The sequence below is a fragment of the Kitasatospora sp. NPDC093558 genome (genome assembly GCF_040683475.1).
Lineage (GTDB): Bacteria > Actinomycetota > Actinomycetes > Streptomycetales > Streptomycetaceae > Kitasatospora.
The window spans coordinates 1-6,023 of sequence record NZ_JBFBDY010000387.1 but is presented as its reverse complement, the minus strand read 5'-3'; the positions used below and the strand labels follow the sequence as shown (position 1 = coordinate 6,023).

General features: G+C 71.9%; 5 protein-coding genes and 1 pseudogene. 3 read left to right on the top strand and 3 right to left on the bottom strand.

All coding sequences use genetic code 11. The features are described from left to right. Window positions 1-46: 46 nt before the first annotated feature. A complete protein-coding gene (locus tag AB0O00_RS27115) occupies window positions 47-823 on the bottom strand; it encodes a TauD/TfdA family dioxygenase (protein WP_363656037.1) in 777 nt (258 codons plus the stop codon). 226 nt (window positions 824-1,049) lie between these two features. Here AB0O00_RS27115 and AB0O00_RS27110 point away from each other — a divergent pair, with 226 nt between their 5' ends. Together AB0O00_RS27110 and AB0O00_RS27105 are read left to right on the top strand one after the other, a co-directional pair. Then, window positions 1,050-3,023 carry a pentapeptide repeat-containing protein gene (locus AB0O00_RS27110; RefSeq protein WP_363656035.1) on the top strand — a complete coding sequence of 658 codons (1,974 nt, stop codon included), beginning with the start codon at window positions 1,050-1,052 and terminating at the stop codon, window positions 3,021-3,023. Between the two features lie 96 nt (window positions 3,024-3,119). Beyond that, on the top strand, window positions 3,120-3,920 hold the full coding sequence (locus tag AB0O00_RS27105; protein WP_363656033.1) for an aldolase: 801 nt from the start codon (window positions 3,120-3,122) through the stop codon (window positions 3,918-3,920). A gap of 38 nt (window positions 3,921-3,958) precedes the next feature. On the opposite strand, the gene AB0O00_RS27100 is transcribed toward AB0O00_RS27105, so the two are convergent. Together AB0O00_RS27100 and AB0O00_RS27095 are read right to left on the bottom strand one after the other, a co-directional pair. Continuing rightward, window positions 3,959-4,789: a HEAT repeat domain-containing protein gene (locus AB0O00_RS27100; protein WP_363656031.1), complete on the bottom strand. Its 831-nt coding sequence runs from the start codon at window positions 4,787-4,789 to the stop codon at window positions 3,959-3,961. An 89-nt stretch (window positions 4,790-4,878) separates the two neighbouring features. Then, complete coding sequence (locus tag AB0O00_RS27095) at window positions 4,879-5,454, bottom strand: XRE family transcriptional regulator (protein ID WP_363656029.1); 576 nt, start codon at window positions 5,452-5,454, stop codon at window positions 4,879-4,881. A gap of 174 nt (window positions 5,455-5,628) precedes the next feature. On the opposite strand from AB0O00_RS27095, the pseudogene AB0O00_RS27090 reads away from it, so the two are divergent. Then, a pseudogene (locus AB0O00_RS27090) lies at window positions 5,629-6,023 on the top strand (hypothetical protein); the annotation flags it as partial.

The window sequence follows — 6,023 nt, the reverse complement described above, 5'->3', positions numbered from 1 at the left end:
CTGGGCGGCGGCCTGCTTCAAGTTGATGCCCGACAGCTCGGCGGGCTCAGTCGGCCCACACGCGGGCGAGGCAGCGGCCGGGTTCGGGCTCGGGCGGGTCGACGAAGGCCGTCCTGCCGTGCAGCACGGTCAGATTGTCCACCAACAGCAGGTCGCCGCGGCGCAGTTGCAGCCGCAGGGTCAGGCGCGGGTCGGCCATGACCTCGTCGAAGGCATCCAGGGCAGCTACTTGACTGTCCGTCAGTTTCTCTCCGCGCTCAAGTCGGCCGCGCGTGATCCAGTAGCGGTTGTACTGCACGTCCAGACGGTCGCCGCCGCGCCGGAAGACGGGGTGGACGCGCTCGTAGCCGGGCCCGTCGCCGAAGTGGAACTCCCCGTAGAGCGTCGGCAGCACCTCCGGGCGGGAGCCGAGCAGGACGTCGTGCACGGCATGGCCGCTGACCAGGACCGACTCGCCGCCGGAACGCGCCGGGCGGACGCACAGCAGACCCAGCAGCCGCGCGGGCCTGGACGACATCCCCCGATCGGTGTGCGGGCCGAGCTCCGCATCGTCCCGACTTCCGTCGGCCGTCAGCAGGTTGTGCCCCGGAAGGGTCAGGTCCACCGGGCGCACCGCCACACCTTGCAGCGCCACGAACCGACGGCACACCTCCACGCACTCGTCGTCCGTCAGCGCGTCCAGGTCGAACCCGCGCACGACGGCGAACCCGGGCCCGTGCCGCAGCCGTTCCGCGACCCGGTCCACCGGCACCACCCAGTCGCTCTCCTCCAGCATCACCCCCCACCACGCCGAGGGCCCCCCGACCGCGACCGGTGCGTCCATCGACGGCCTCCTTCCCTTCGACCCAACCGCGCATACCCGGACACCGCGAGGGTAGAGCTCCGCATCCCGCCGGTCACCCGCGTCACGAAGCGCGACACGGGCACGGCCACCATGCCGCCACGCCCGCGCACACCGGGCGCGGGACCGGCGGTACCTTGTCGTCCGACGAGTCACGGCCGTGCCTCGCCAGCGCCCTTCGTCCGCACGACAGCATGGAGTTCGGTCCGTGTCCGCACCGGCAGTCCCGCAGCCCGCTTGCAGCTTCCCCGACCCCGACCCGACGTGCCCCGGGACGCCGCTCCCCGGCGGGTCGCGGTGCCTGGAGCACGCGACCACGCTCGAACGGGACTCCTACTTCGCGAATCTGCACCCAGAGGCGCCGATCGACCACCGCAACACCGTGATCAGCGAGTTCGACGTCGAACAGCTCCGAGCGCGACTCACGCGACCCGGCGATCACCGAATAGCCACCGAAACCCTCCTGCTCGACGGGGCCACGATCAAGGGACCCTTTGCCTTCGATCGGCTGTACTCCGTCGGGACAGCGAGCTTCCAGGGCACGACCTTCGAGGGAGACGCCGGATTCCAGAACGCGGTCTTCCGGAGCGACGCCACCTTCCGGCGGGCGGCCTTCCAGGGCGAAGCGCGCTTCGACAAGGCGGTCGTCGAGGGCGACGCCGACTTCCACGCAGCGACGTTCGACAAGCGGGCCTCATTCTGGGACGTGGAGTTCCGCCGGCCCGTGACCCTGGACCGTGCGACCTTCACGGGCGCCGCGAACTTCTTCGAGGCCAGGTTCACGAGCACCCTCACTGCCGCCAGTGCCTCCTTCAGGGACATCGCACACTTCAGCCGGGCGAAGTTCACCGGTGCCGCCCGGTTCCCCCTGGCGAAGGCCGCCGGTGACGCCACGTTCGATGGGGCGGTGTTCTCGGCGGACGTCAACCTCCAGCAGAGCACCTTCAAAAAGGCCGCGAGCTTCGTCGGCGCCACGTTCGTCGGCGACGTGAGCGTCGGCGGACTCACCTGCGCCGACGCGAACTTCGCGAAGGCCGTCTTCGAGCAGCGAGCCGTCCTGGGGGTTCTCCACTGCACCGGTCGACTGAGTCTGACGGACGCACACTTCCAGGACCGGGTGACGATCCAGGCGGCAGCCGCCGAACTCGACCTGCGGCGCGCGCGCTTCGACGCCAACGCGAACCTCCAGCTCCGCTACGCCACCGTCCGCCTGGACGACATCGTGCTGGCCCGACTGGCCTCCATCGCCTTCCGCACCGCCCCTTGGGACGCGGCAGCCGAAGGCCCGCTCACCACCGCGCGCCCGGACCGGCACGAGAAGCCCCGCCTCGAATCCCTCGCCGGGGTCGACTGCACCCTGGTGCAACTCGCCGACGTCGACCTCACGGACTGCCGCTTCAGCGGGGCCTTCCACCTGGACCAGTTGAGCCTGCGGGGTGACTGCACCTTCGGCACACCGCCTCCCGGCCGGGTCCGGCGCGTGTGGACCCGCACCGCCGTCACCACCCGATGCCGGTTCAGCCCCCGCAGCGTCCTCGCGGAAGAGCGCAACTGGCGCGCCGGCAGCGGACGGTGGACCGGCTGGAACTCGGGGCCGGGTCCGGACCCGGCCCCGGCGGCCGGGCTCTCGAACCCCACGCCGGACGACATCGTCGCGCTCTACCGCCAGCTCCGCAAAGGCCTCGAAGACGGCAAGAACGAACCGGGCGCCGCGGACTTCTACTACGGCGAGATGGAGATGCGCCGGCACAGCCCCACGAGCTCGCGGTGGGAACGGCGTCTGATCGGCGCGTACTGGGCCGTCTCCGGCTACGGCATCCGGGCCTTCCGCGCCCTGGTCTGGCTGGCGTCGGCCATGGCCCTCACCGTCCTGCTGCTGGCCCTGTGGGGGTTGCCGGACGCGACTCCCAAGCCCCGGACGACAGGCGTCCTGCCCGACACCGGCCGGTCCATCACCCTCGTCACGGACACCCCGACCGACCTCACGCTCCCGTACGGCGACAGGCTGACCGCGACGCGCCTCGTGAAGGCCCTGCCGGTGACGTTCAACTCCGTGGTCTTCCGCTCCTCCGGCCAGAACCTCACCACCCCCGGTACGGCCATCGAGATGGGCTCACGGCTGATCGAGCCCGCGTTCCTCGCCCTGTTCGTCCTGGCGCTCAGGAACCGCGTCAAGCGATAGACGGGGAAGCGGTGGACGGAGGACACGTCGTGTCCTACTGTGAACGACGTGTTCTCAAGGACGGGACCACCGCGGATCGAAGGAGAGCCGGGCCCCATGGCCGACACGTTCCACGCGGGCAAGTCCGAACTGGTGGACCTCGCCCGGCGACGGATGGCGACCGCGATCCCCGACAACGGCTGGACGGTGCGCCAGAAGCTCGCGCTGACCTGCCGCATCCTGTTCGACGCCGGGCATGACTCCGGCCTCGCCGGGCAGATCACCGCCCGGGCCGAGCGGCCCGGCACCTACTACACGCAGCAACTCGGGCTCGGCTTCGACGAGATCACCGAGGACAACCTCCTCCTCGTCGACGAGGACCTGAACGTCCTTCGGGGCGACGGGATGGCCAACCCGGCCAACCGGTTCCACAGTTGGGTCTACCGCGCCCGACCCGACGTCAACTGCATCATCCACACCCACCCGTTGCACGTCTCCGCGCTCTCCATGCTGGAGACCCCGCTGATCGTCTCCCACATGGACGCGTGCCCGCTGTACGACGACTGCGCGTTCCTGGAGAAGTGGCCCGGCATCCCGGTCGGCAACGAGGAAGGGGAGATCATCTCCGCCGCCCTCGGCGACAAGCGCGCCCTGCTGCTCGCCCACCACGGCCAGCTCGTCGCCACCGGGACGGTCGAGGAGGCGTGCACGCTCGCCCTGCTCTTCGAACGGGCCGCGAAACTCCAGCTGTTGGCGAGCGCGGCCGGGAAGATCCAGCAGATCCCCGAGCTCCTCGCGCAGGAGGCGCACGACTGGACGTCCACCCCCAAGCGCGGCCAGGCGAACTTCGCCTACTACGCCCGCCGTGCCCTGCGTGCCGGCCACGGCGACGCGCTCGCCGGCCGGAAGGATTCCTGACCGGTGGCCCCACGAACGGCGCTGCCGGGCACGGCAGTTCAGCGGCCCCGGTGCGCCGCCCGCTGACGTGCCGTCATCGCCTGGTCGCGCACGTGCGGGTCCGGATCGCGCTCCAGGCGGGCGAGGACCTCGGCCGTGGGGCCGTCGCCGGTCTCCGTCGCGGGGAAGCGTTGCAGGGCTATGGCCACCCAGGCCCGCACCCGCGCGCTCGCGTCGTCGGCGAGGCGGCAGATGTCGGGCAGGGTGCGCGGCCGGCGGCGGTAGCCGAGGGAGTCGAGCGCGGAGATGCGCACCTGCTCGGAGGGGTCGGCCAGGAGGCGCACCATCAGGTCGACGGCCGCCGGGTCCGCGCCGTCGTGGCTGCCGAGGGTGCCCGCGACGACGCTGCGGATCCGCTCGTCGGGGTCGTGCGCCGCCTGGGCCAGGACGGCGACGTCGGCCGGGTCGGGCACGAAGCCGAGCAGCCAGAGCGCCGCCCGGCGCAGGTCCGCGTCGGTGCACTCCGTCCACGGGAGGAGCGTGCGGCGCGCGGCGGCCGGGTCGTCCTGGGCGAGGATGGTGATCATGGTCGTGAGGCCGTCCTGGTCGTCCCCGAGGTCGCGGGACCACGCCCGCAGAAGCACGGGGAGCGAGGAGCGGCCGGCCGTCTCGGCCAGGAGGCCGGCGAGCACGGCGCGGGCGTACCAGTTCCCGGCGTTCACAGCGGTTGCGAGGTGCGCCTCCAGCCGCGGCGCGAGGTCGGCGCGCAAGGTGCCGGTGAGGTGGGACTCGATGGCGAGCACCTCGTCGAGATCGCCGTCGGGATCGAGCAGTCCGGCCGCGAGTTCATCGAGCAGCACGGTCTGGTCGTCCGCCGACAGGTCCCTCACATCATCCCCCTCGTTGTCGTGGCGGCCGGATCGAACACATGGCCGTCAGTGCCCGACCTTTCGGGCTGCGGCACTCTACCAAGCGGTGTTCACGGCAGGCTCGGCACACGGTCCGAGGGGCCGGCGGAGTCGTCGTGAATGACCACGAGGATGTGTGCCGGCTCCGGGCCGGTGCTCCGACAGCGGTGCGGGAGCGCCGAGTTGAAGTACACGCTGTCCCCCGGCCCGAGGTGGACGGTCCGCTCGGGGAACTCCAGCTCCGCCGTGCCCGCGTGGACGAAGAAGAACTCCTCCCCCGCATGCGACTTGAACGGCGACCCGGCGCCGTCCGTCGGCGGGTACATCACGAACGGCACCATCCGCTTGCCGCCGAGCCCGGTCGCGATGCCCTCGTAGTTCGGCGCGCCCGGACCGGTCCCGCTCGCGATCGGGGTGCGCTCCCCGGCCCGGACGACGGTGACGAGCTCGGGCTCCACCTCGTCGGAGAAGAGCCGGCCGACGTCCACCCTGAGCGCGTGGGCGAGCTTGAGCGCGATCGAGATCGACGGGTCGCTGAGCCCGCGCTCGACCTTGGAGAGGTAGCTCTTCGTGACGCCGACCTGCTCGGCGAGCGCTTCGAGGCTGAGCCGGTTCTGCTGCCTCAGCACCCGCAACCTGCCGGCCATGCCCCACCCCTCACCTGCGCAGTCGTCCGCCCCATTATTCCTGCGGCGAGGGTGTGACGGAATGCGCGGCGCCGACGCTGAACAGATCACGACCAGTGCTCCGTCCGGGCCGCCAGTGACCGGTGGGTACGGCCGTGGCAGCCCCGTGAACCGACGAGACCTGGACCCGACACCGTGCCTGTCAACCCGTACGAACCGTGGCCGACCGCCGAGCACCCCTCGTCGGACGGCCCCGTGATCAGCGCCGAAGCCGAAGCCGAACCCGACGACGAAGCCGACGACGAAGCGGCGACCGCCGAACTGCCCGTCGTCTCCGACGCCGAGCCCACCCCCGCCCCCGTGTTCGTGGACGCCTCCGGCCGCCGCCAGCGCCGGATCCGCCGGCTCGGGCTGGCGCTGGCCGTGCCGGCCGGCGGCTACCTGGCCCTGCTGACCAGCGCGCTGCTCGGCGGGCCGACGGTGAACGCCCCGTTCCTCCCGCTGCCGCAGCCGCCGGCCCCGAGCGCGCCGGACCCGGCGGCCACGCCGTCCGAAGCGCCCTCGGCCGGGCCCGTGGCCGCAGCCGCGCC